The 25,508-nt window shown below is 58.2% G+C and carries 16 protein-coding genes and 1 pseudogene; 7 read left to right on the plus strand and 10 right to left on the minus strand.

Annotation, left to right across the window (positions count from 1 at the left end; translation table 11 throughout):
- Window positions 1-235: 235 nt before the first annotated feature.
- The 7 genes from sorE to AC07U6_RS19365 form a co-directional block, all read right to left on the minus strand.
- Window positions 236-1,465 carry an L-sorbose 1-phosphate reductase gene (gene sorE / locus AC07U6_RS19335; protein WP_494761448.1) on the minus strand — a complete coding sequence of 410 codons (1,230 nt, stop codon included), beginning with the start codon at window positions 1,463-1,465 and terminating at the stop codon, window positions 236-238.
- A 49-nt stretch (window positions 1,466-1,514) separates the two neighbouring features.
- On the minus strand, window positions 1,515-2,339 hold the full coding sequence (locus AC07U6_RS19340) for a PTS system mannose/fructose/sorbose family transporter subunit IID (protein WP_494761449.1): 825 nt from the start codon (window positions 2,337-2,339) through the stop codon (window positions 1,515-1,517).
- Between the two features lie 11 nt (window positions 2,340-2,350).
- Window positions 2,351-3,148: a PTS mannose/fructose/sorbose transporter subunit IIC gene (locus AC07U6_RS19345; RefSeq protein ID WP_494761450.1), complete on the minus strand. Its 798-nt coding sequence runs from the start codon at window positions 3,146-3,148 to the stop codon at window positions 2,351-2,353.
- 65 nt (window positions 3,149-3,213) lie between these two features.
- Entirely contained in the window at window positions 3,214-3,708 is a 495-nt protein-coding gene (locus AC07U6_RS19350) for a PTS sugar transporter subunit IIB (RefSeq protein WP_105593031.1), read from the minus strand.
- Entirely contained in the window at window positions 3,708-4,115 is a 408-nt protein-coding gene (locus AC07U6_RS19355) for a mannose/fructose/sorbose PTS transporter subunit IIA (protein ID WP_494761451.1), read from the minus strand. The genes AC07U6_RS19350 and AC07U6_RS19355 overlap by 1 nt, the downstream gene beginning before the upstream one ends.
- Before the next feature lie 10 nt (window positions 4,116-4,125).
- On the minus strand, window positions 4,126-4,929 hold the full coding sequence (locus AC07U6_RS19360) for an SDR family oxidoreductase (RefSeq protein ID WP_494761452.1): 804 nt from the start codon (window positions 4,927-4,929) through the stop codon (window positions 4,126-4,128).
- Between the two features lie 70 nt (window positions 4,930-4,999).
- The gene (locus AC07U6_RS19365) at window positions 5,000-5,947 is read right to left on the minus strand and encodes a sugar-binding transcriptional regulator (RefSeq protein WP_494764429.1); all 948 of its coding nucleotides are present in this window, start codon (window positions 5,945-5,947) and stop codon (window positions 5,000-5,002) included.
- A gap of 636 nt (window positions 5,948-6,583) precedes the next feature.
- On the opposite strand from AC07U6_RS19365, the gene AC07U6_RS19370 reads away from it, so the two are divergent.
- Window positions 6,584-7,171, plus strand: coding sequence for an LOG family protein (locus AC07U6_RS19370; RefSeq protein WP_494761453.1), 588 nt, complete (start codon window positions 6,584-6,586; stop codon window positions 7,169-7,171).
- Window positions 7,164-7,400, plus strand: a complete 237-nt coding sequence (locus tag AC07U6_RS19375; protein WP_494761454.1) for an NUDIX hydrolase — start codon at window positions 7,164-7,166, stop codon at window positions 7,398-7,400. Before AC07U6_RS19370 ends, AC07U6_RS19375 begins: the two co-directional genes overlap by 8 nt.
- Window positions 7,401-7,618: 218 nt before the next feature.
- Here AC07U6_RS19375 and AC07U6_RS19380 read toward each other — a convergent pair.
- A pseudogene (locus AC07U6_RS19380) lies at window positions 7,619-7,861 on the minus strand (sugar phosphate isomerase/epimerase); the annotation flags it as partial.
- Window positions 7,862-8,131: 270 nt separating this feature from the next.
- Here AC07U6_RS19380 and AC07U6_RS19385 point away from each other — a divergent pair.
- From AC07U6_RS19385 to AC07U6_RS19400, 4 genes are all read left to right on the plus strand, one after another.
- Window positions 8,132-8,416: a helix-turn-helix domain-containing protein gene (locus AC07U6_RS19385; RefSeq protein WP_494761455.1), complete on the plus strand. Its 285-nt coding sequence runs from the start codon at window positions 8,132-8,134 to the stop codon at window positions 8,414-8,416.
- A 332-nt stretch (window positions 8,417-8,748) separates the two neighbouring features.
- On the plus strand, window positions 8,749-10,464 hold the full coding sequence (locus tag AC07U6_RS19390; protein ID WP_494761456.1) for a ShlB/FhaC/HecB family hemolysin secretion/activation protein: 1,716 nt from the start codon (window positions 8,749-8,751) through the stop codon (window positions 10,462-10,464).
- A 79-nt stretch (window positions 10,465-10,543) separates the two neighbouring features.
- Window positions 10,544-21,193, plus strand: a complete 10,650-nt coding sequence (locus AC07U6_RS19395; protein ID WP_494764829.1) for a hemagglutinin repeat-containing protein — start codon at window positions 10,544-10,546, stop codon at window positions 21,191-21,193.
- A gap of 3 nt (window positions 21,194-21,196) precedes the next feature.
- Window positions 21,197-21,436, plus strand: a complete 240-nt coding sequence (locus tag AC07U6_RS19400) for a hypothetical protein (RefSeq protein WP_494764769.1) — start codon at window positions 21,197-21,199, stop codon at window positions 21,434-21,436.
- Window positions 21,437-21,474: 38 nt separating this feature from the next.
- On the opposite strand, the gene AC07U6_RS19405 is transcribed toward AC07U6_RS19400, so the two are convergent.
- Together AC07U6_RS19405 and AC07U6_RS19410 are read right to left on the minus strand one after the other, a co-directional pair.
- Window positions 21,475-21,837: a SymE family type I addiction module toxin gene (locus AC07U6_RS19405; RefSeq protein WP_494764770.1), complete on the minus strand. Its 363-nt coding sequence runs from the start codon at window positions 21,835-21,837 to the stop codon at window positions 21,475-21,477.
- A gap of 71 nt (window positions 21,838-21,908) precedes the next feature.
- Window positions 21,909-22,271: a helix-turn-helix domain-containing protein gene (locus tag AC07U6_RS19410; RefSeq protein ID WP_494764771.1), complete on the minus strand. Its 363-nt coding sequence runs from the start codon at window positions 22,269-22,271 to the stop codon at window positions 21,909-21,911.
- 137 nt (window positions 22,272-22,408) lie between these two features.
- Between AC07U6_RS19410 and AC07U6_RS19415 the strand changes: the two genes are divergently transcribed.
- The gene (locus AC07U6_RS19415) at window positions 22,409-25,489 is read left to right on the plus strand and encodes a CHC2 zinc finger domain-containing protein (protein WP_494764772.1); all 3,081 of its coding nucleotides are present in this window, start codon (window positions 22,409-22,411) and stop codon (window positions 25,487-25,489) included.
- The last annotated feature ends 19 nt before the right edge of the window (window positions 25,490-25,508 follow it).

Genomic DNA, 25,508 nt, shown 5'->3' on the forward strand with positions numbered 1-25,508 from the left:
GGCCGCCGCAGAGGACGTGCTCCTTTTGGCTAATTGCTCGCTGTTTAAGGCGTTATGCCGTGCTGAGCAGAGAGAGAGGAAGATCTGATTCGTTTTTTAATCAGGGCGGAAGTCAGAAAGCAGGCGGGGGCACAACCCGCCAGCGCCAACTCCAGGCTGTGCAAACAACCCAGTACAAACATCCATTGATACAGTCAGCGAAGCACTCATCTAACCCAGCCCGAAGCTGCAAACATCACGCCACACGAATATCCTCAGCGTGCGCCAGTAAATACTCCTCCGCCTCCCCAGACCAGATCCCATGATGCCGTTCCAGAATCGCCGCCAGCTGCGGATCGGCGATCTTACCCAGCGGCGTCAGCGGCAGCGATTTACCGGTGTACACCAGTTTTTTCCCGCCGCCGACGGCAGGCAGATCCAGCGTGGTTTCCCCTGCCGCATTCAGCCCCAGAATATGGGTGACAATCTTCGCGGCGTTGACTTTTTTCGCCTGCATCAGCTCAACGGCGGCGCGCATATCGTCGGTGTTGCCGCCGGAAGTGCCAACGTAGTGGGTAAAGGCATAGTGTACGTCGTAGAAGTTCACCGGCGCGCTGAACGCTTTATCCTGCGGACCGGCGAAGAAGTTAACGCAGCCGTCCGGGGCGAGCAGCGAAGAGGAGAGGGTCAGCAAATGCTCCTTAGGCACGAAGACGAAAATATCGTCGAAGCCCTTGCCGTCGGTCAGCGCCATCAGCGTATCGTAGTCGGCTTCGTTGCCGTCGATATAGTGCAGTTCGGTCTGTGGTTCCGACTGATAGTGCTGTCGTGCATAGCTCATCTTCGGCTTGTTGGTATCGGTAACGACCAGCAGTGACGGGTTGATCGGTCCGTGAAGAGCATAGTCGATAGCCAGCAGACCCATCGGGCCGGTACCGCCGAGGATCAGCGTGCGGCCCTGCGGGCGAATGCCCATCACGTGGTTATAGGTGCCTTCCTGCAGGTGATAGTTGGCGTTAAACGCGCCGATCACACAGGAAAGCGGCTCGACCATCGATCCTTCAAACCAGGTATCGCCCTCCCAGGAGAGCAGACAATCCTGCTCCATCACCTCGTTGGGGATCACCACGTGAGTCGCGCCACCGCCGATCCACGGGAATGAGTAGCCCGGGCAGTCGGGGCGCTCCGGCAGTTGCAGGTTGGCCTGGATCACGTAGCGCTGCCCGGCGTGGAATTTATGCTGCCACTTCTTGCCGACCGCGAGGATCTCGCCGCAGAACTCGTGGCCGATAATGATTGGGTTGGTTGCCACGTCGTCCGGCACTTTTTTGTGGTCCGCGCCCAGATTGGCCTCCTTCCAGGAAGAGAGGCACAGGCTGTCGGTCACCACGCGTGCCAGAATTTCATCGTCCTGCATCTCCGGCAGCTCGAAGGTTTCCAGGCGCAGATCGCGTTTGCCGTACAGGCGTAAAGCTGTTGTTTTCATAAACCACCTCATTGTTTAGTGTGCCCCGCCAGCGATGCGGGGCGGAAAATCAGGACAGGAAGCCCAGCGCGTTGCCGATAATCCCTAAGCCAAACAGGGCGAAGATCAGCCACACCGGGTTAATTTTTTTGTTGAGAAGGCGCACCATCAGCAGCGTCAGGCCCAGCGCCAGCAGGCCGGGGCAGAGCTGATCGAGGATGTTCTGTACGGTGGTGGTCACCGTGGTGCCATCCGGGCCGGGCGTTTGTGAAACGATCACCGGCACGCTGATGCTGGTCCATTTGGTCACCAGTACCCCCATCACAAACAGGCCGAGAATTGATGCCCCCTCGGTCAGTTTTTGCAGCAGGTTACCGCCCATATCGCTGACGATATTGACCCCTTTGCGGAAGCCCCAGGTCAGGCCATACCACTTCAGCGCCAGGCGCACCGCATTGAAAATAAAGAAGAACAGCAGCGGGCCGAGGATATTGCCGGACAGCGCCAGCGAGGCACCCAACGCGGCGGTGATCGGGCGCAGCGTGCCCCAGACCAGCGGGTCGCCGACCCCGGCCAGCGGTCCCATCAATCCCACTTTGATACCGTTAATTGCACCGTCATCAATATCGGCACCGTTGGCGCGCGCTTCTTCCATCGCCACCGTCACGCCAATCACCGGCCCGCAGACCGCTGGCGTGGTGTTGAAGAACACCAGATGCCGCTTCAGCGCCGCCACCTGATCTTCCTTCAGCGGGTACAGTCGCTTGATGGCGGGAACCATGTCGTAGCAGAAGCCCAGCCCGTGAATACGTTCGAAGTTGAACGACGCCTGCTGCAGGTTAGAGCGCAGAAACATCTTAATCAGGTCGCCCTGGGTGATTTTTCTCTGTTCCATTGTGGTCACCATCAGTCATCAAGCTGGTCGAGGGAGGAGGAAGCGGTCGCGGAAGCCTGGGGTTCAGGCTTGCGCCACTGCGGGTTCAGCTGGATATAGATCAGCGCGATAATCACACCGACGCCGCCGAAGGCCAGCAGGCTGAAATTGAGGTAGCCACCCGCGAGGAAGCCGAGGAAGAAGAAGGGCATCAGGTACTTCACGCCCATCATGCGCAGCACCATGGCGTAGCCGACCACCACGATAAAGCCTCCGGCGATTTGCAGGCCGCGGGTGACGAATTCCGGGATGGCGTTCAGCATATTGCTGACCATATCCGCACTGACAAACATCGACACGATCAGCGCGGGGACCGCCACGCGCAGCGCCTGAACGCCCAGCGCGGAAACGTGCAGCAGATCGATGGTGCCAAACTTCGCTTCTTCTGCGGCTTTATCCGCCGCGTGCTGGAACACCACGGTAATGGTACGGGCGAGCACCGTCAGCACCTGGCCCGCTGCGGCGATCGGTAGCGCAATGGCAATACCGGTGGCGATGCTTTGGTGGCCGACAATTACCAGAATGGCGGAGATGATGCTGGCCAGCGCGGAGTCCGGCGACTGTGCCGCGCCAACGTTCATCCAGCCGAGGGCGATAAGCTCCAGCGTACCGCCGAGCATAATCCCGGTTTTTAAATCCCCGAGAATTAAGCCAATAACGGTACAGGCAATTAACGGGCGGTGTGTCTGGAATTCATCCAGCACGCTGCCCATTCCGGCAATACAGGAAAAAATAAAGATAGCAATGATTTGTAGGGTACTTATTTCCATCGTTTTCACCATTGAAATATGACGGTACCTGCCTGTGACGGCATAAATACAGGCGCTGTTGTTTTTTATTCTGTGGCAGCGTGTTCTTTAATCTTGTCGAGGATATTTACCGATGGATCGGAAGCCACCACGCGTAAATCCAGTTTTACGCCCAACTTATCCAGTTCGGTGAAAGCCTGAATATCCTGTTCATCCAGAGAAACCGCTTTGGTTAACTGTTTTTTCCCCGGTCGCCATGCCATGCCGCCAATATTCAGGGTGGCAATTTTTACGCCCTGTTTAACCATCGCCAGCGCATCCTGCGGATTAGTAAATAAATAGAAGACGGTTTCATTCTGATATTGTGGGTTGTGATAAACCGCGACGGCTTTTTCAATATTCACCACGTTAACTTTCATGCCAGGCGGTGCGGCCTGGCGCAGCAGCGTACGGCGGACTTCATCGTTAAACACGTCATCATTGCAGATAATAATGCGCTGGGCGTTAGCCACTTTGGACCAGACGGTGGTGACCTGGCCGTGGATCAGACGATCATCAATACGGGCGAGCGTAATGTTCATTACAAATCCTCCTCAACGGTTTCCGGTTGCTGCCAGACGACGCAGCACTGACTGGCTATCGTGGTCAGGTGTTCACACAGCGCATCAACGTTCAGTGCATCCTGGTTATCCACCACTTCCAACGCCAGCGGTAACGACAGGCCGCTGATGACCCTCAGTCGGGGATTGTGCATGGCCAGCGCCGCTGCCGCATTCCACGGGCTCCCACACTGTAAATCTACGGCTATCAGCCACTCCTGGTCATTGTGAGCACTAACTAACTTTTCTAGCTTAACGGTGATATCTCCGGCGTTTTCCCCCGGAACAAACTCCACTGCGGTGACATTCACTTCGCCATAAACCATCCGTACCGAATCCAGTACGGCGCAGGCAAACTGGCCGTGGGCACAGAAAATAACGTTGACCATTTTTCTCTCCTTAGCCGCGCGTTTTACCACCGGCGATGTTAGTGGTTACTCCGGTTATATAGCTTGCGCGCTCAGAAAGCAGGTAGCAGGTGAAGTCCGCGACTTCGCTCAGGCGACCTGAGCGGCCGATGGGGATGGCATGTTTGCTGTAGCCGTCGCGCAGCTGCTGTACGCTGATATTGCGTGTCCAGGCCAGTGCCTCTTCGTATTCCGGAGTGCGCAGCCCGGTTTTCTCCAGAATGCCCGGCGCAATGCCCACCACGCGAATGCCGTGTTTACCCAGCTCTTTCGCCCATGAACGGGTAAAGCTGTTTAGCGCCGCCTTGGTTGCCGCATAGCAGCTCTGGCCTTCCGAACCTTCCAGTCCGCTTTCCGACGAGACGTTAACAATCACCCCTTCGCGCTGTTTGACCATCTGTCGGGCAACGGCCTGCGACATTAAAAACACGCCTTTTTGATTGATATTGACCATTTTTTCAAAGGCCGCTTCATTCAGTTCATAATGGCCTGCCGGAGCTTTTTCATCGACTAACAGGCGAGGGAAATTCACACCGGCGTTATTGACCAGGCCATCAATGCGGCCAAATTTCTGAATAATATTACCCACACTTTGATTAACGTCTGCTGCGCTGGAAATATCGGTTGGCCAGAAATGATAATTCTCGGCATTATGATATTTATCACCGCCGTGGATATCGGTCATCTGAACATTGGCACCCTGCGCCAGTAATTCATCGACGATTGATAAACCAATTCCCGATGCGCCACCGGTGACAATAATTATTTTCCCTTCCAGGTTTAACCATGTATTCATTTTATGCCCCTCATTTTTTAGATAAAGGGATTCCCCACAGAAAAATCTGCGTGAAATCACGTTGTTATTTTTACTTCAGTAACGACTCGGCGGTTTCTTTATTCGTTATCAGGCCATTAATATATTTGCCATGCAGCGCCCCAAGGATGCCTGCGTATTTGGCTTCCCCCATCGCGATGCCGATGCGATAACGTGCCTGTTTAAGTTTGGCCATTTTTATCGACAGGGTTTTTTCACTCATATTGGTTTCAACCATCTCGCCGTCTATATCAAAAAAACGCGAACAGATATCACCGACCACACTGCGGGCGTTGAGATCGTCACTCTCTTCGCTGCCGTAAAACGCGTGCCAGTTTGCCCCATCGCGAATCGCCGGGGAGCCAATCCCGACCAGAGCGACATCCAGATTGTCCCAGTAGGAGGAGATGGTTTTAAAATGCTCGGACTGCATAATGCCGTTGCGAATCAGTGTGTTGTCCAGCAGCGCCGGGAAATCTGCCAGGTGAGACTCTGCTTTTAACTTCGCGGCGGCGTCGTAGGTCAGGGTGTTCACGTGATAGCGACTTTCCAGTTTGCCGGACGGGCCGCCGATAATCGGTACGCAAATCGTATGCCGCGACTGGCCGGCCTGCGGCAGGTTGTCAACCAGAGCACGTAAGGCCCGGCCCCATGAAAAACCGACGATATCGCCCGGTTCCAGCAGTCTGTCTATCAGCTGCGCGCCGTGCTGGCCCATAATATTCAGCTGATCGTCTTCCTGCTGGGATTCACAGGAGGCGACAACCACCTCTTTCAGGCCAAATCTCTGTTTGAGCTGCTGTTCCAGCCACAGATTTTCGTTGCAGTCGTAGTTGATGGCAATCGTCACGATGCCCTGATCCCGACCGCGTTTCAACAGGCGGCTAATCGTGGTGCGGTAGATCCCCAGTTCGCGGGCAATTTGTGCCTGCGTCATATCCTGCTCGTAATAGAGCTGGGCGATTTTTACAATCAGGCGGATATCGTCGCAGGTTTCCATCGTCATCCTCGGGTTTCTGCACATTTGTGCAAATCACGTTTTCGCTGTCCTGATCTGATATAACCCGATCAAAGAGTGACTTAAAAGTAATTTTCGCTTCTTTCAGCCCGGCTTTGTGGTGGATTGTATTGCACATTTGTCTATTGAAACGGGCTTTTGTGGCACGTTTGTGCAGTGGTGGCTAATCGATTGATTCTGTTATTTTTTGGCGGGCAAGTTTGCACCGGTCGGCGTCAGGCACTTTTGTGTAGAAAGGTGTAATGGATCACATTTAGTTCGGCAGGAAATGGTTTAATTCGCCTGCCAGACAGGAGAAATGGTGAAACTTTGCGGCGTACTCAGCGTACTCAGCGTACTCAGCAACGTTTAGCTATCTGGATGAACGGCATTCATGTGGGCATGCGCCGCATTGCGGGAGCCTGGCAATAAAAACCGCGAAAAAACGTCATCGATAGTATCTGCCCGTCCTTCACGAATGGTGGTCATACACGCCGTGTAGCCTCGACGATGTCCGCTGGATGCCCTGGGGAAAAGCCACGCTCCGTGACCATTTCTGGCGGCGATGACCGTTCCCGCGTACCTTATGGGCAAATGGCAGTTGCCCTATTTGAACAGAACGATTCCGAAGGAAAAAAGATGAATTCAATCGGCATTTTTTGCGGTTCAGCTGAAGGATGTTCCCCGGAGTATATGAATGCAGCGCGCGCCACGGGCCAGCTGCTGGCGCAAAAGGATATTGCCGTAGTTTACGGCGGTGGCCGGGTGGGTCTGATGGGCGCGGTCGCGGATTCTGCTCTGCAGCACGGCGGACGCGTGACCGGCGTGATCCCCCATGCGCTGTTTGAGCGAGAAATCGGCCACACCGGGCTGACCGAACTGGTGGTGGTGGAGAATATGCATCAGCGCAAGCACCGGATGGCGGAGCTGTCTTCCGGGTTTATCGCGCTGCCCGGTGGGGCCGGAACGATGGAAGAAATTTTTGAACAGTGGACGTGGGCGCAGCTCGGTATGCACCACAAGCCCTGCGCGTTTCTGGATGTAAACGGTTTCTACCAGCCGCTGAAAGCGATGATCGAGCGAATGGCCGTCGAAGGATTTATCAGGCAGAGCTACATCGATATGCTGCTGTTTACCGACAGCCTGGCTGAAATTATCGACTACTTTAACAACTACACGCCGCCGGCAACTAAGTGGGCTTCGCCAGTCGGGAGCCAGCATGGTTGATAAGAAGCAGATCCATATTGCCGCTGCGGTGATCGTCGATGATGCCGGGCGCCTGCTGCTGGTGGCTGATATTTTTCGTATTCAAAACGTGAGCGGAGAGCTACAGCCTGCGGCGGAGATTGAAGAAGTGAAGTGGGTGTCTGCGGCAGAGTTCGATAGCGTGATGCTGGCACCGCTGACCGCGAAGCAGATTATCCCGCAGGTGTTTCAGACATCTTATCATGCCTGAAGTCTAAAAGATCAGGGCGGATAGCGGGTGACAGGGGATCGGTCTGAAGGTTGGCAGGTGGTGTGAAAAAGGCGTGCAGACCGCACCGAATTTCCGATCTGTTGAGGGTAACGGCATCGCCGCAGCAATGTCGTTACCCATATCAATTATGCTTTGAAGCCTGAGCCTGAGCCTGAGCCTGAGCCTGAGCCTGAGCCTGAGCCTGAGGCGACGACGATTTAGCGGCTCAGCGTCGCGTTCAGCGCATCAATCGACGTCTGTAATCCCGCTTCCACGCTCATCGTCAGATCTTCCATCTCCAGCGACACATCGCCGTCGTAGCCGGTCATGCGCAGCACCGAGAAGAATTCCTTCCACCACAGCAGATCCTTGCCGCAGCCCACAGCCACATAGTTCCAGGTACGGGTTTTTGTGTTGGTTACCGGCCGGTACTCCATCAGGCCGTCAACGCCCGCCAGGCCGCTCATCATCACGATCTTTTTCACGCCCAGCTTGCCCGCCAGCTCAATGGCGCGATAGCTGCTTTGAGTGTGCTTCTCGCCCAGCTCGCCCGGGGCCAGCGGGTTGCCGGAACAGTTCAATTTCCTTACCACTCGTTCGCAGGTTGCGGTAATGCCCAGCGGTGAGGCTTACGCCGAGATTTGCGGAATGTTCGGACAGATGTGGCAGCACATTAGCAGCAGAAGCGTGTACGGGGAGGAAATCAGCAGGCGCTCCTCAGCGCACTGCTATTGCTGTGCCGCAGTATCTGGGTTGAAAATAAACAGGAAAAAGAAACCTCGGAATCCCTGCTGGGGCAGAGAATTAAAGATTATATAGACAGTCGCTATAAAAATGACATTGCGCTGAAATCGATGACTGCCGCGCTGAATATGAGCCCGTTTTATTTAGCGCACGTGTTCAAAGCCTATTCCGGCTATTCCCCCAAGCAGTATCAAACCCGACGCAGAATAGGCGAGGCGCAAACGCTGCTGCTCAGTACCGATTTAGGTGTAACGGAAGTTGCTAAACCGTAGGCTATGACAACGTGAATAACTTTCACCTTATCTTTCATGATCTTGTGGGGATACCGCCTGCGCGCTATAAAAAGTTCTGGCTGACGGGCCAGGTAAAATCCTGATCTTTATTAGCCATCTGAAATGCAGGTTAAATCATTCCTGAATTGAATGAGTATTCTGTCGATTTAATTTGCTTTCTGCCGTACGGCTCCAATAATATTGTCGCCCGACATATTACTTTACGTTTTGCAGTATTTTGAACAGGTACCTTAATGCGATCGCAGCCTGCTTTCTGGTTTGGAAAGCGAAAGGCGAGGTGCCAGCATGAATGACAACGCAAGGAGCAGGGAATGCGCCAGGATTGCGCTCAGGGTTTATTACGTCTTATTCGGTGGGGAGGGCTTGGCCTGTCCATCGCGATTACGCCGGTATTTGCTACACCCAACAGCCCCGCGCGGGAAGCCGCCTCGATAGATGCACAGGAACAGCTGCGCCAGCAGGAGCGCGAGCGCGTGCTGCGTGAGGAAAATACCCCGCACCCCGAAGCCCGGCTACGCAGCCCGGATGTGGCTCTGCCCGATTATCCGCAAAGTGAATCTCCCTGCTTTGTTATCAACAGCCTGCACCTGACCGGGGATTCCGCCGATCGTTTTAACTGGGCGCTGAATGCCGCAAAGGGAGCGAAAGGGCGCTGCCTCGGTAGTCAGGGCATCGTGCTGACGATAAATAAGGTACAGAACGCCATTCTGGCGGCGGGCTATGTCACCACGCGGGTGATGGCGCAGGAGCAGGATCTGACGACCGGCGTGCTGACCCTGACGCTGCAACCGGGGCGTATCGGCCAGATCCGCTTTGACGATACCGTTTCGTGGCGCGGTCGGCTGTGGAATGCTATTCCGGCTTCCCCCGGTGAGATCCTTAACCTGCGTGATATCGAACAGGGGCTGGAGAACTTTAAGCGCGTTCCCAGCGCTGCCGCCGATATTCAGATCGTTCCCGGTCAGCAGGATGCGACCAGCGATCTGCTGGTGAACTGGCAGGAAGGCCGCCCGGTACGTTTGAGCCTGGGGCTGGATGACAGCGGGTCGAAAAGCACCGGCCGTTACCTGGGATCGGCAACCCTGGCGGTGGACGCACCTTTTGCCCAGAACGATTTGTTCTACGCTAATGCGGGCAAAGACCTGTTTGAACACGGGCCGTTTGGCAACCATTCTCACGCCCTGAACTACTTTTTCCCGTTCGGCTACTGGGCACTGTCGGCCAACTACAACAACTATACCTACCACCAGAACATCCCCAACGCCAACGAGGTGCTGACCTACAGCGGCAAAAGTAATAACGCCCAGCTGACCCTGTCGCGGCTGATTTTTCGCAATCAGTCGCACAAAACCACGCTGAATCTGCGCGGCTGGCGTAAGCGCTCCACTAATGCGGTGGACGGCATCAATATGGATCAGCAGAGCCGCCGCACGGCGGGCTGGGAAGTGGGCGTTAATCAGCACAGCTACCTCGGTGACAGCACGCTGGATGCCAACATCAACTGGCACCGGGGCACGGGCGCATTTGGCGCGAAGCGTGCACCGGAAGAACTCACCCACAGCGGCAGCGCCCGCACCGGCACCCTGTTAGCGGATATCAGCCTTAACCAGCCCTTTGCACTCGCGGAACAACCGTGGCGCTTCTTCACCGCGATGCGCGGCCAGTGGAGCAGCAACGCACTGACGCCGCAGGAGCGTATGGCGATTGCCGGGCGCTATACGGTACGCGGCTTTGACGGCGAACAGATGCTCTCCGGCGAGAAGGGATTTCTGTGGCGCAACGAGCTGGCGTGGAATGTGCTGGCACAGGGGCAGGAGTTGTATCTGGCTGCGGACTACGGGCGCGTAAACGGGCCCGGCACCCGCTATCTGGTCGGGCATCAGCTGGCAGGCAGCGCCCTCGGCATACGCGGATCGCTGTGGCAGCGGTTCAGCTATGACCTGTTCGCTGGCGTGCCGCTGTATAAACCGGATAACTTTCATACTTCAGGCGCCACGGCGGGATTTAGCCTGAATCTGGAAATCTGACGCAGCTGAACATCCCTTATCACTGGCAGGAAACGCCACGACGGCACCAAACGGACTGACTTTTTCACGGACGAAAATCATGAACAAACATTGCTATCGCCTTATCTTCAGCCGCACCCACGGGGAACTGCGGGTGGTTTCCGAGCTGGCCCGCAGCTGCAGTACCGAACCGGGGCAGAGCCGGGGCAACGGCGCGCCACGGCTGTGGGTGACCGTTCGCCGCACTGTGTGGCTGCTGGGGCTGGCGATAGCGGCCGGACCTGCCATCGCGGGTGGGATCGTGGCCGACGGCAATGCGGCTTCCGGCCTGCGTCCGCAGGTGATTACCATCCAGAACGGACTGCCGCAGGTCAACATTACCGCGCCGAATCAGGCGGGCGTCTCGCACAACCAGTTCACGCAGTTCGATGTCGATCGCCACGGCGCGATCCTCAACAACTCATCGCTGATGACCTCCACACAACTGGCCGGGATGATCCAGGGCAACCCGAATCTGAAGCCGGGCAATGCGCCTGCACGTGTGATCCTCAACGAGGTGAACAGCAATAATCCCAGCCAGCTGCGTGGTTTTCTGGAGGTCGCGGGCGGGCGTGCTCAGGTCATTGTTGCCAACCCGTCGGGGATCGTATGCAGTGGCTGCGGCACCATTAATGCCGGGCGAATGACGCTGACCACCGGTAAACCGCAGCGGGATGCCAGTGGAGCGATTGCCGGCTATCAGGTCGAGCGCGGCACGATCCGCATTGAAGGCGGCGGCCTGAATGGCGATGCCCGTCACGACACCGGCTATGTTGATCTTCTTGCCCGCGCGGTTGAGGTCAATGCCGGCATCTGGGCCAGCGATGAACTGGCGGTGATTGCCGGCCGCAACCGCATCAGCGCCGACGGCAAGGTGGTGAAACCGCTCGCAGACAGCGCGAGTAAACCCAAAATGGCGATTGATATGGGCCAGATGGGCGGCATGTACAGTGGGCAGATCCGCATGATCGGTACCGAAACTGGTGTTGGCGTGCGGAATCAGGGCGGCCATTTGCAGGCGGGTAAGGCCCTGACCGTCAGCAGCGCCGGGCGTCTGGTATGGCAGGCTGGTAAACAGGAAGCGTTCACACAGGCCGCTGGCAACATCACGCTGACCGCGCAGGAAAGCATTGAGCATCACGGCAAACTGCACAGCGGCGGCACGCTGACCGTCGAAAGCCGTGGGGGCGATATCCGCCAGTCCGGTACGCTGGCCGCCGCCGGGGATGTGCACCTTAAAGCGGGCGGTAATATCACCAGCAGCGGGCATCTGCTGGCGGGAAGTAATATCAATAGTCAGCTGGTGCAGGCTGCCGATCTGACGCTAAACAGCCAGGGGGATATCCGCGCCAGCGGCAGCCTGCTGAGTAAAAAAGAGGTCAGTCTGAGTGCGCGGCAGATCGATATCAGCCAGAGCCAGCTCGCCGCCCGCCACGCAGCGATAACGGCGAAAAGCGGCAGCGTGGCGATCCGCCAGGCGAAGATTGACAGTGCCGGCCTGAATATCAAGGCAACGGGAGATGTCGAGGCGCAGCAGTCGCAGGTGAAAGCCGGGCAGTGGAACGTCAGCGCCAGCAGCCTGTTGAATCAGCAGGGTGCCTGGTCGCAGACAGGAAGTGCAGAAAGTCGCTTTACGCTTAACGGCACGCTGGATAACAGCAACGGCACTATCGAAGCGCAGCGGCTGGCTTTGACTAGCGGCAGTCTTATCAACCAGTCCGGGCGGCTGGTTTCCCTTGATGGCACCGCGCAACACTGGCAGATCGCCGGGGATCTCAATAACACTCGGGGTGAGCTGGGCAGCAATGGCGATCTGGCACTTGATGCCTCGCGCCTGATAAACCAGAACGGCACCCTCGTCAGCCAGTCGGCGCTTAACGTCAGCGCCGAGGGTGATATTGATAATGCCGCCGGTCAGCTGCTGGCGGGAAAACGGCTGACGCTGAATACCGCAGGCGCGATCGATAACCGTGGCGGCACCCTGAACGGCGGCGAGCTGAAGATGAAGATGCAGCAGCTGCACAATGCCCGGGGTAGCGCGATCAGCCAGGGCGATCTGACCCTGGCCTCACAGCAGGATCTCGATAACCAGCAGGGGATGATTGGCGCGGGCGGCAGACTGACCATCACCACGGACGGCAGTTGGCACAACCAGGCCGGTACGGCGCAGGGCGAAACCGAGCTGATCGTATCTGCGCAAAATATTGATAACACTGATGGCAGGCTGCTCTCCGGCCAGCGGCTGACGCTGAATGCCCGTGATGCGTTGGATAATCGCGACGGCGAAATCGGTGGCGAAACGCTCCGGCTGATTGCCGGGCGGCTCGACAACAGCAAAGGGCGGATTATCGGCCAGCACTCGCTGACGCTGGAGGCCCGCCAGGCGCTGCAAAACACCCTGGGCCTGCTGGCGGCAGGAAAACAGTTGAATCTGACGACCGCTGGCGAATTTTCTAACCAGCAGGGCACCGCTCAGGGCAACGGCATTGTAACGATTCAGGCGCAGTCGGTGGGCAACGCCGGCGGCAGGCTGCTCTCCGGACAGCATCTTTCCCTCCGCGCTAACGGACAGGTAGATAACCGCAAGGGGGAGGTTGGCGGCCAGTCGCTGGATCTGGCTGCTCAGCGATTTAGTAACGCAGAAGGCCGTATTGTCGCGCGGCAGGATCTTAAGCTGAACGCACAGCAGGCGCTGGATAACACCGGTGGACGGCTTGAGGCGGGTGAACGGCTGTCGGTCAGCAGTGGCGGAAAGTGGGATAACCGAGCGGGTATCGCGCAGGGCGGAACCGCCGTCACCGCATCAGCCACACAGCTTGATAATCGTGGCGGCAGATTGCAGTCCGGCGGCGATCTGCTGCTCAGCACCACCGGCGATGTGCTGAATCAGGTCGGACGGCTGACGGCGCAGCGGGCGCTGGACTGGCAGGGCGATACAGACAGCAGCTTTAATAATGACGGCGGTTCGCTGCAAAGCGGCGGCTCGCTTTTCCTGACCGGTGGCCAGCTCAGCAACCGCCTGCAGGGCGTGGTGTTAAGCCAGCAGGCGCTGTCGCTGGACCTGGCCGGCGAGTGGAATAATCAGGACGGCAGGCTGACCGGCAGCGGCGATACCGCGATCCGCGCCGCTGCGCTGAACAACGACAAAGGGGCGATTAATGCGCTCGGCAGCCTGGATATGCAGCTTAGCGGGCGGCTGGATAACGGCAGCGGTCGCATTTTCAGCCGACGGTCGCAGGTGCTTCAGGCGCGGGATATTTTCAATATTCAGGGCTGGATGGGTAGCCAGGCTGGCTGGCGTGCCGTCAGCGGCACCTTCGATAATCATCAGGGCAGCGTGCAGAGCCAGCAGGATGCCACGCTTACCGCAACCAGCCTGAATAACGAGCTGGGTACCATACAGTCCGCCGCCGGGCTGGCGCTGCATATCGTCCGGGATATCGTTAATCGTGCGGGTAAAATCAGCGCGACCGGGCAGCTGAGCGTGCAGGGCGAAAATGCCGCCGCGGCCGGTCGGCTGAATAACGCCGGGGGCCGGCTGCTGGCGGGTGAACGGCTGATCGTTTCCACGCGGGAAGTCGATAACCGGCAGAGCGGCCTGCTCTACAGCCAGAAGCAGATGACGCTGACGCTGGGCGAGGGGCTTGATAACCGTACGGGCCAACTGCAAAGCGGCGAAAGTCTGACGCTGGTGGCACAGTCCCTGCTGAACCGCGACGGAGCGATAGACAGTCAGCAGCAGCTGGCTCTGCGCATTTTCGGCGAGATCGCCAATGCTGCCGGAGCAATCCGCAGCAACGGCGATCAGCACATTACCGCAGGCCAGATTGATAACAGTAAAGGCGTATTCAGCAGCCGCGGCGGCATGGAAATGACCGCCGTGCGGCTGGAGAATACCGGTGGCACGGTGATTAGCCAGGGCCGCGGTATTTACCGCGTTGAAACGCTGAATAACCGCCAGGGTAAGATCCACAGCGGCAATGCGCTGACGCTAAGCGCCACGCAGGTCAGTAACCAGGCCGGGCAGCTGGTTTCCACCGGAGCGCTGGCCCTTCATGCCGCACAGCTGGATAACAGCGCAGCAGGGACGGTCAGCAGCCAGGATGCGCTGGCCGTGCAGGCGGAACGGCTGAACAACCGCGATGGCGGTCTGCTGCTGGGCAGCGGGCTGACGACGCTCACCGTGCAGGCACTGGATAACACCGCCGGCCGGCTGCAAAGCGCCGGGGCGATGACATTCAGCGGACTGAATACGCTGGATAATCGCCTGGGTCGTATTCTGGCTAACGGCGCACTCAGTTTTAATGCCGGTGCCGTGGCTTCTGCCCTTGCGCTGCTCAACCAGGGCGGCACCATCCAGAGCGGGGATACGCTCAGCCTCAATACCCGTACGTTGAACAATCAGGGCGGCATGCTGCAAAGCCAGCAGGCCCTGACGCTGGCGGTAAAAACGGACTATACCCACCGCGCGGGCGATACCCTGAACAGCAACACGGCGGTCACGCTTACCGTGGCCGGTGTGATGACCAACCTCACCGACTGGCTGCTGCCCGGCAGCCTGACCATTAACAGTACGCATCTGACCAACCGGGGATCGCTGGTGGGGAAAGTGCTGCGGCTGACAACCGGTATGCTGGTTAACGGCGGGCGTCTGGAAGCCGACCGGATGATGCTGAACGTTGACAGTCTGGATAACGCGGCTGCGGTGATGGGCGATGAGATAACGATCCATGGCCGGAGCGTCGATAACCACGGCGAGGCGGCGGTTGTCGCCGCCGTACAGGATCTGGATCTGCAGGCGACGCAGCGCATTACGAACCGCGACGGATCGCTGATCTACAGCGGGGATCGTCTGCATCTTGGCAGCGGCGATCTGATTGAGAACCGCGCCAGCTTTATCGAGGCCGATGGTGATATCACGGTAGAGGCCCGCCGGCTGGAGAATCTGCGCGAAGGGCTGGAAATTGAGCGCGACGCGGAGAAAAGCGAATACAAGTGGCATCGGTATAACTACTACTGGCGGTCGTATGGATCGGAAATCGGTACCGATAAAAACACCATGGCACCGACGACACAGCAGCTGACGTTCCGGAATGATGATGCGGCGCAAAATAACCGTTACGGTACGCTGTTAGAGATTGATGCGGCAGGAAAGCGGGCCAAAGTGAGGGTGAAGTTTGACCAGGGGGCCGTGGCCGAAATTTGGGTGAATTATCTCTCTCTGGTCCCCAATACCGACGGTAGCTATGCCATGACGTTTTATGAAACGCGAGGCTTCCGGCAAAACAGCGTGCCAACGCCTTATCACAACACATTCTGGCGTGAACACGATCGCGGGCGTCTTGAACAATGGGACCCTGAAAGGCATCTGGACATCTTTGATGCGCCGTTTGTAGACGATTACAACAACCTCCGCGAGCGTTCCGTTACCGGCACAGCATCGCGCGACAGGCTAATCTCGGAAGGCACTGGCGCACGTATCCTGGCGGGCGGCAGTATGGCACTGCATATCACTGACCAACTGCTGAACGATGCCAGCACCATTACCGCCAACGGTAATCTGTCGATAGGCGGCGCCGTGAAAAACACGGGTTATTCGGTTAACGAACGCCGCCAGGAATACATCGTTGACCACTACGATCGTAATACCAAACACTGGTATCCCACCTTCAACCTTGATGAAACCACGGCGCTCACCACCATTGACGGCATCATTACCGGCAACGGTAACGTCACCATCAGCGGTGCCAGCATCAGCAACACTACTGTCAATCAGGCGCAGATTAGCAGCGTGGAAGCCGCATTTAAGGCCGCAGAAGCCGAACGCGCCGAGTGGCAGCGCAATCCGTTGGCCTTTGAGGTTGAGGGAGCTGGCCGCCAGGAGGGGTCGATCCAGCTTGCACCGGGCAGCCAGCCATCGGCGATGGAAAACGGGACGATTGCGCTGCCGGAACGGCCGCTGCTGCCTGCTGAACTGGCGCTCACCGAAAAACAGCATCTGGGTGGCGTCGCGACCTCAATACCGAATAACGGGTTGTTCCGCCAGGATACTGCCGTTGGCTCTCCGTTCCTGATCGTCACGGACGAGCGTTTTACCAGCCGCAGCAAATTTATCAGCAGCGACTATATGCTGGAACGGGTGGGCTACGACCCGTCCCGGGTACAAAAGCGGCTGGGCGACGGCTTCTATGAGCAGCGTATGGTGCGAGAACAGGTGTTGAAGCTGACCGGTCGCACATCGGTACGGGGCGAAGACGCCATGGAGCAGTACCAGCAGCTGATGAATAACGGCGTGAAAGTGGCGGAGGCGTTTAATCTGGTACCGGGCGTGGCGCTGACGCCGGAGCAGATCTCGGCACTTCAGCAGGATATCGTCTGGCTGGTCAGTGAAACCGTACAGACCGCCAGCGGCCCGCAAACGGTATGGGTTCCGAAAGTGTACCTGGCGCAGAACACCCTGCGGCTGACCGGCGACGGCGCGCTTATTGCCGGAGGCAACCTGCAACTTTCCGCCGACAGCGTGCAGAACGCGGGCAACCTGTTCGCCGATCGGGCGCTCAGCGTTGATGCAACAGACTTTCGTCATCAGGGCGGAGAGATAAAAGCCGACAGCATCAATGTGCAGGCCGACAGTCTGTCGATAAGCACCAATCTGCAGGATGCGCTGCGCCAGGCAACGATGAGCGCCGGGGATATCTCTTTGAGCGGTAGCGACATCAGCCTGCAGGGCGCGAAGCTGGATGCCACGCAGAATCTCAGCCTTAGTGCGCGCAACAGTCTGGATATCTCGGCGGCGAAAAGCAGCCACACCGCCAGCCTGGAGGTGATCTCCGGGGCGATGGGCAACCGTAATACCGGCGTGACGGAAGAAGCCGGTAAGCGGATGGCGCAGGTGAGCGGTGAATGGCAGCAGGCGCTGGGCAGCCAGCTCAGTGCCGGGGGCAATCTCAGCCTTCAGGCCGGGCAGGATATTACCCTGCAGGGCAGCCAGGTTAAAGCCGGAGAGCAGCTTGGCCTGCAGGCGGGCGGCGATATCAAACTGCTGGCGGACAGCACCAGTAACAAAACGCAGCTGGAAGCCGGAGCGCGCACCACATCGGTCAGCAACAGTCGTGAAGAGGAACGCCTGCTGCTCAGTACGCTGAGCGGTGACAAAGGCGTGAGCCTGAATGCGGGTAACACACTGCTGGCCGCAGGCGCCCAGGTTGACAGCACGGCGGGCAGCATTGGATTAAGCGCAAACGATGTGACTATTAAAGAAGCGCATCAGCAGACGCAGGATCTGGACAGCGAACGACGGGGCGGTGGGAAATCCAAAAGCAGCCGCGTGGTGGACTATTCGCGCGATGAGGTCACGGGCAGCACCTTCAGCGGGCGTGATGGCGTCACCGTTATTGCGCGTGAGGGCGATATCACCGCCACCGGCAGTACGCTGCACAGTGAAAAAGGGGGCATTGCGCTACAGGCGAAGAACGATGTGCTGCTGAACAGCGCCACGGAGCAGCAGTCGGAATACATTGAATCGCACTCGCAGAAAAAAGGATTCCTGAAAAAATCCACCACCCATACGGTGCAGAACGATCGGGTGACCCGTGAGCAGGGCACCCTGCTGAGCGGCGATACGGTCAGTGTGGTCGCCGGAAAGGATGTAACGGTCAGCGGTTCGGCGATTGCCGCCGATCGGGACGTGACTCTGCAGGCTGGTAACAACGTGGATATCCGCGCCGCCACGGAAAGTGAATCCCACTACCTGCTGGAGGAGAAGAAAAAAAGCGGGCTGATGGGCAGCGGCGGCATTGGCTTCAGCATCGGCAAACAGTCCACACGCCATGAGATCGATGAACAGGGCACCCGCCAGAGCCAGAGCGTCAGCACGGTGGGCAGCAGCCAGGGCAACGTCAGCATTACGGCGGGCGATAAACTGCATATCGGCGGTGCCGATCTGGTGGCGGGGAAAGATCTGACCCTGAGCGGTGACAGCGTGCAGATCGATCCGGGCTACGATCAGCGCACTCGTAATGAGACGTTTGAAGCGAAGCAGAGCGGGCTGAGCGTAGCGCTGTCGGGAACGGCAGGCAGTGCGCTGAACACGGCGGTCAGCACCGCGAAACAGGCGAGGAGGGAGAGCGACGGAAGGCTCAGTGCGCTACAAAATACTCAGGCCGCACTCTCCGGCGTGCAGGCGGCACAGGCGCTGGAGCGGGACGGGCTGGTGACTGAAGCCGCGAATGCCAGCAACGCCGCAGCCGGTCTGCAATCGGGCGACAACGGGGCGGCGCAGGGTGCCACCAACACCGTAGGGATCAGCGCATCTTACGGCAGCCAGTCGTCGAAAAGTGAAACGCGCAGCGAAAGCCGCCAGTCGCAGGGCAGCACGCTGACTGCCGGACAGAACCTGTCGATCAACGCCACCGGGAAAAATAAAACCGGCGGAAGCGGCGATATCACCATCGGCGGCAGCGCGCTGAAGGCGGGCGGCGAGATGACGCTGGACGCCGCGCGTGATATTAACCTGCTGTCGGCGCAGAACACCGAACGCACCGAAGGTAAGAACAGCAGCCACGGCAGCAGCGTGGGGGCCGGCGTGGGCGTGGGGGCTGGCGGTACCGGCCTGAACGTTTCCGCCAGCGTAAATGCCGGTAAAGGTCATGAAAAAGGCCACGGCCTGACGCATACTGAAACCACACTGGATGCGGGCGGCGGCATCAGCCTGAGCAGCGGGCGCGACACCACGCTGAAGGGCGCACAGGTCAGCGGCGAGAAAATTACCGCCAACGTGGGTCGTGACCTGACGCTGCAAAGCGAGCAGGACAGCGATCGTTACGATGCGAAGCAACAGAACCTCAGCGGTGGTTTAAGCGTGCCGGTGGGGGCAGGTAGCGGCTCGGGTTACCTCACTGCCAGCCGGGACAAGCTGCACAGCAACTTTGACAGCGTGAACGAGCAGACCGGGCTGTTTGCCGGTGACGGCGGCTATGATATTACGGTCGGTAAGCACACGCAGCTTGACGGTGCGGTGATTGCCAGCACGGCGGATAAAGCAAAAAACAGCCTGGACACCGGTACGCTGGGCTGGAGCGATATCGACAACCGGGCGGACTTCAGCACGGAGCACAACGGCGGTTCGCTGAGTTCCGGTGGCCCGGTGGGCAAAGACCTGCTGACCAATATGGCCGGCGGAATGCTGTCCGGCGGGAACAACAGCGGCCATGCGGAAGGCACCACGCAGGCCGCGATCGGCGACGGTCAGCTGACTGTCCGCGACGGGGAGCATCAGCAGCAGGATATCGCGGAGCTGAACCGGGACGTGGAGCACGCTAACGACGGCAGCATCAGTGCGATCTTTAACAAAGAGAAAGAGCAGAAACGCCTGAAGGAAGCCCAGCTGATCGGCGAGCTGGGCATGCAGGCGATGGATATTGCGCGGACGCAGGGAGAGATAGCGGCACTGGAGGCGCAGAAAGATCCGGCGAAGCTGGCGGCAGCGCGGGCGGAGCTGGAGAGTAAACATAAGCCCGGCGACGGAAACATCACCGACGCAGCGGTGGCGCAGCAGGCGTATAACAATGCGCAGGCGGAGTGGGGCACCGGCAGTAACGTGCAGAAGGCGATGCAGGCGGTGACGGGAGCGCTGACGGCGCTGGCAGGGAATAACCTTGCGGGCGCGCTGGCGAGCGGTGCCTCGCCGTATCTGGCTACGGAAATCAAGAAGCTGACCACCGGGCCGGATGGTCAGGTGAACACAGCAGCCAACGCGATGGCACACGCGGTACTGGGTGCCGTTACCGCCGAACTGAATAACCAGTCAGCGCTGGCGGGTGGCGTGGGTGCAGGCGGCGGTGAGCTGACGGCCCGGTTCATTATGGAGAAGCTGTTCCCGGGTAAAAAGCCGTCGGAGCTGAGTGAAAGCGAGAAGCAGCAGGTCAGCGGCCTGAGCCAGCTTGCGGCGGGAATTGCAGGCGGAGTGGCATCAGGGGATATCGCCGGAGCGGTAACCGGTGGTCAGGCGGGTAAGAATGCGGTTGAGAATAACTTCCTGCTCTCGTTGCTGATGCCACCACCACCGGTTGCAGGGCAGACAACACCGCAGACGGAAGCAAATGCGGCCATCGCGCAGAAACTGGATGCAGCGGTGAAAGAGTTTGGTGAACAGCAGGTGAAACAGTGCCTGTCCGGTGGAGCCTGTCCGGGAGTGGTGGCAACTGCGCTGTTAGCCATCAGTGCGATGACGGATAACGGTGATGATAAGGCTGCCAGCGCGCCGAATGTTGGACAGAGTCTGACGGATAAAGAGAAGGCTGAACTGGGTGGAGCCGGTTCCGGAACCCCGGGTGGTTGGGGGCCTGAGGATGAGGAAGGTGCGCGGAATAAAGAGCATGCTCAGAACGATAACTTTGATCGTTTCAAAAAGGACGATCTCGTTTCTTCAGCCAATAAGCCAATTAATGAACAAGGTTTATCTGCGGCGGCGAGAGCGTGGGAAAAACATGCAGGTCGGTCCGGTGGCGTTTTTGAACCATTAAAAGGTAATCCAGTACAAAAAAGTGAAGCAGCGAATCAGTTTGTGAATGAAGTTTTAAATAACAAAGGCACTGTGAAAACGGACCTTTCCAGAGGCGGCGTAGAATACAGACTCCCTAATGGCAAAGGAATACGCTACAATTCAGATGGTTCATTTTCTGGTTTCTTAGATCCTAAAAAGCCGAGATAAAATATGAATGACAGTTTTGATATAACTTTCTTCAGCGATTCTAATTATGAAGAACTTACAGCAGAGATCTCTTACAAGGGGCAGATACTTTGCCAACTAAACAAAGATAAAGGTCCTGAAAATATTGAGATCGAGTTTTTCTCAGATGCCAGAATACTAGCTGAACAGAATGCAATGAAGTTTAGTCTGAATAGCTTTTTACAAATATTAGCAGAGGCAACTGAAGAACTGAAAGTATCCTAGTGAGCATAAAATCCCGCCCTTATCAGGCGGGATCTTCTCTATTTCAGCTCACGTGCATGATACCCGCTGTTGCGCGTAAACTTCGGCACGTCACAGGTGCTCTGTAGCGTCCCCGGAAACGCCCTAAGCCACTGCGCCACCTTCCTGCGGTTAATCGGCACAACGCTTAAGCCCTGGATGCAGCCCCACAGCTCGCGGGTGTTCTGAGTGGTGATCACGATGCAGTCCGGCATCACCCGGATCTTTATCGGCATCCCGTGCAAAAATCCCGCCTGTTCCAGCCACTCGCCGCGTAGAAACAGCCCGTGATGCAGGGCGCTGCTGTGAAACTCACAGCGGGTAAAAGCCGGTTGCTTTACTTCAGTTGTGCGGGGTTCTGACTTACAATCCCGTTTAGCCATGATCAACTCCTTACTAGTTGGTGGTGGTCAGCGGCGGGGGTGAGGTGCGAACTCATACCTGCCGCGTTCTGTTAACGCCTGCTATTAAATCCTATTGCCTGTTCAACCATCGACTTCTTGACAAAACTGTCCAGTACGGTGATCAGTGCCTGTTGATCCGAATCCGGTAACAGATCCGCCTTCTGCCACAGGGCATGCAGCATATGGTTGCGGATCTTCACCTCTTCCGAAACAGGCTTCCGGCCAACCAGTTCATCCAGCGTCACCTGTAAGACATCGGCAATCTTAATCACCGTATCCAGGTGAGGTGCTGTTGCGGCCTTCTCCCAGCGGTTATAGGCGCGGGGATCAACGCCTAACAGTTCTGCCAGACGTACCTGGCTGAGGTTGCGGGCTTCGCGCAACAGGCGAAGGCGCTCTGCAAATGCTGACATATCCATACCTGCACACAATGAATTAATGGCGCTCATTGTACGTCCTCCTTTTTAGCTGCCTGTTGCAAATCAAATAATATATAGATAATGTAATCTACACAAGTGTCTATTGACGTGATTTTGACAGGAGTTGTGATATGCCCCGCATCCCGCAGAAGGAACTGGATGAGCTAAAGCGCAGCGTGTCGTTAGCGGCTGTTGCTGAATCGCAGGGCCATCAGCTGCGTAAACAGGGGCGTGACCTGGTGCTGCTGTGTCCGTTCCATCAGGAGAAAACCCCCTCGCTGGTGATCAGCCCGGACAAAAACCTGTTCCACTGCTTCGGCTGTGGCGCGGCAGGGTCAGTGGTGGACTGGATGATGAAGACGGAAAACTTCTCCCTGCCGAAAGCGGTGCTGCGGCTGCGTGCGTTCGCTGGTTCTGCTGCTGCCTCTTCTTCAGCCGCCGCCGTTCCTGCTCCTTCGCCGCCGGTCCGTCAGACGCTTACCGACCTGGATGATGACGGCCAGGCGCTGCTGCATCAGGTGACGGACTGGTATCACCGCAACCTGCTGAACAGCCCGGACGCGCTGGTCTGGCTGGAAAAACGCGGGCTGAATCATCCCGAACTGGTCAGCCACTTTACGCTCGGCTTCGCCGGGGCGCACGGCGTGGCGGGGGCGCTGCCGTCACCGGATGCAAAAGAGGGAAAACGGCTCCGCGCCCGGCTGGTGCAGCTGGGCGTGCTGCGTGAATCCACACGGCAGGACCACTTCCGGGGCTGTCTGGTGGTGCCGGTTGTGGGCTGGTCAGAGAGTTACGATCCGGCATCACGTGGCCGGGTGTTGCAGCTGTACGGGCGGCGGACGCTGGTTGAAAGTCAGATTAAAAAAGGGTCGGCCAGACATCTTTACCTGCCGTCACCGCTGGCGGGGGTCTGGAATGAAGCGGCGCTGAAAGCCTCCTCCGATATCATCCTGTGCGAAGCGCTAATCGATGCGATGACCTTCTGGTGCGCGGGCTGGCGCAATGTTATCGCGGCATTCGGGGTGAACGGCTTTACCGGCGGGCATCTGGCGGCGTTGCAGTACCACGGGGTAAAGCGGGTGCTGATCGCCTTTGACCGGGACGAGGCCGGGGACCGGGGGGCAGAGGCTGTTGCCGGGGAGTTGCAGCAGGCGGGTATCGACGCCTGGCGGGTGCGCTTCCCGCAGGGGCTGGATGCGAACGCGTATGCGGTGAAGAGCGGTAACGCTGAATCTGCGCTGGGGCTGGCGCTGGAGCAGGCTGTGCGGATGGCGGTTCCGGTTCAGCCTGTTCCTTCCGGAGTGTCTGCCAGCGATGCCGGTGCTGCGCGGGAAGTTGTGCCCGGAAGCGGCACAACCCCTTCCTCTTTAGCCGCCTTACCGGCCCCACAGGCGGGGCATCAGCCAGCTGCAAGCGCCGTCCTCGCCTGCGAGGTGACGCCAGGCGGCGAGCTGTTGTTACGTTCCGGGCCACGCGTGTGGCGGGTGCGGGGCTGGCAGAAGAACGCGCTGCCGGAGGTGATGAAGGTAAACGTGCAGGTGCTGGATGAAAGTACCGGCGCGTTCCACGTGGACAGCTTCGATATGTATCACGCGAAGCAGCGGCAGGGGTATGTGAATACGGCGGCGTCAGAGCTGGAATGTGAGCTGTCGGTAATCAAGCGTGAATGTGGCCGGGTGTTACTGGCACTGGAGCAACAGCAGGACAGGCAGCGTCAGGTAGCCGAAACGGCACAGGCTTCCGGGGCGGTAACGGTATCGGGCGAGGATGAACAGGCCGCGCTTGAACTGCTGAAGTCACCGGAGCTGGCCGAACGGATAGTGAATGACCTTGCCGCCTGTGGCGTGGTGGGTGAAGCGACCAACCTGTTAACCGGTTATCTGGCGGCGACATCACGCAAGCTGGATAAGCCGTTAGCGGTGCTTATCCAGTCTTCCAGCGCTGCCGGGAAAAGCAGCCTGATGGATGCAGTGCTGGGGCTGATACCGGAGGAAGAGCGGGTGCAGTACTCGGCAATGACCGGGCAGAGCCTGTACTACCTGGGGGAAACCTCGCTGCAGCACAAGATACTGGCGATAGCGGAAGAGGAAGGAGTACGTCAGGCGGCGTATGCGCTGAAGCTGTTGCAGAGTGACGGTGAGCTGAAAATCGCCTCGACCGGCAAGGATGAATCCTCGGGTGAGCTGGTGACGCGGGAGTACCGGGTACAGGGGCCGGTGATGCTGATGCTGACCACCACGGCATCAGATGTGGATGAAGAGCTGCTGAACCGCTGCCTAGTGCTGACGGTAAACGAGAGCCGGGAGCAGACGCAGGCGATACACGCGCTTCAGCGGCACAATCAGACGCTGGCCGGGCTGCTGGCGGTGAGTGAAAAAGGTTACGTCACGAAACTGCACCAGAATGCGCAGCGGCTGCTGCGGCCGCTGAAGGTGGTGAACCCGTATGCGGAACGGCTGACGTTCCTGAGTGATAAAACGCGCACGCGGCGTGACCATATGAAGTACCTGACGTTAATCCAGGCGGTGGCGCTGCTGCACCAGTACCAGCGGGCGGTGAGGCGGGTACAGCATCGCGGGCAGTGGCTGGAGTATATCGAAGTTGAGAAGAGCGATATCGCGCTGGCCAATAAGCTGGCACATGAAGTGCTGGGGCGGACGCTGGACGAGATGCCGCCGCAGACACGGAAGTTACTGGTGCTGCTGAAGGAAATGGTCGCCGGGCTGGCCGCCTCGCAGAACTGCCAGCCGTGCGAGGTGCGCTTCACGCGGCGGGACGTGCGGACGGTGCTGGCCTGGGGTGATACGCAGCTGAAAATCCACCTGGCACGGCTGGCTGAAATGGAATACCTGGTGCTGTACCGGCACGGCTTAACCTATGAGTATACGCTGCTGTGGGACGGCGGCAGCGGTGAAGAAGCGCATCTGTGCGGCCTGCTGGACGTGGCCGAAGCAGAAGCCGCCGCGACGGATGACAAGGGCAGTGCGTTCCGGTCGGGGTCTGAGGCTGACCGGTCGGATATGACAGGCTCTCAGTCGGCCCCTGGTCGGGATGCGGTCGGTGGTTGGTCGGGCAGCATAAAAGTGGCCTCAGAACAGGCAGGAGAAGGCCGGAAGCCGGAACCAGTCGGGCTGAACGGAAACGCAGTAATAAAGGGAAAAAATAAAACTGTGCTGCCGCCTTCGCCCCCGTTATCCGGATCCTCTTCTTAGCTGTCTGCCGCAGACAGCA

The sequence above is a fragment of the Erwinia sp. GW821-FHT03D09 genome (genome assembly GCF_059420805.1).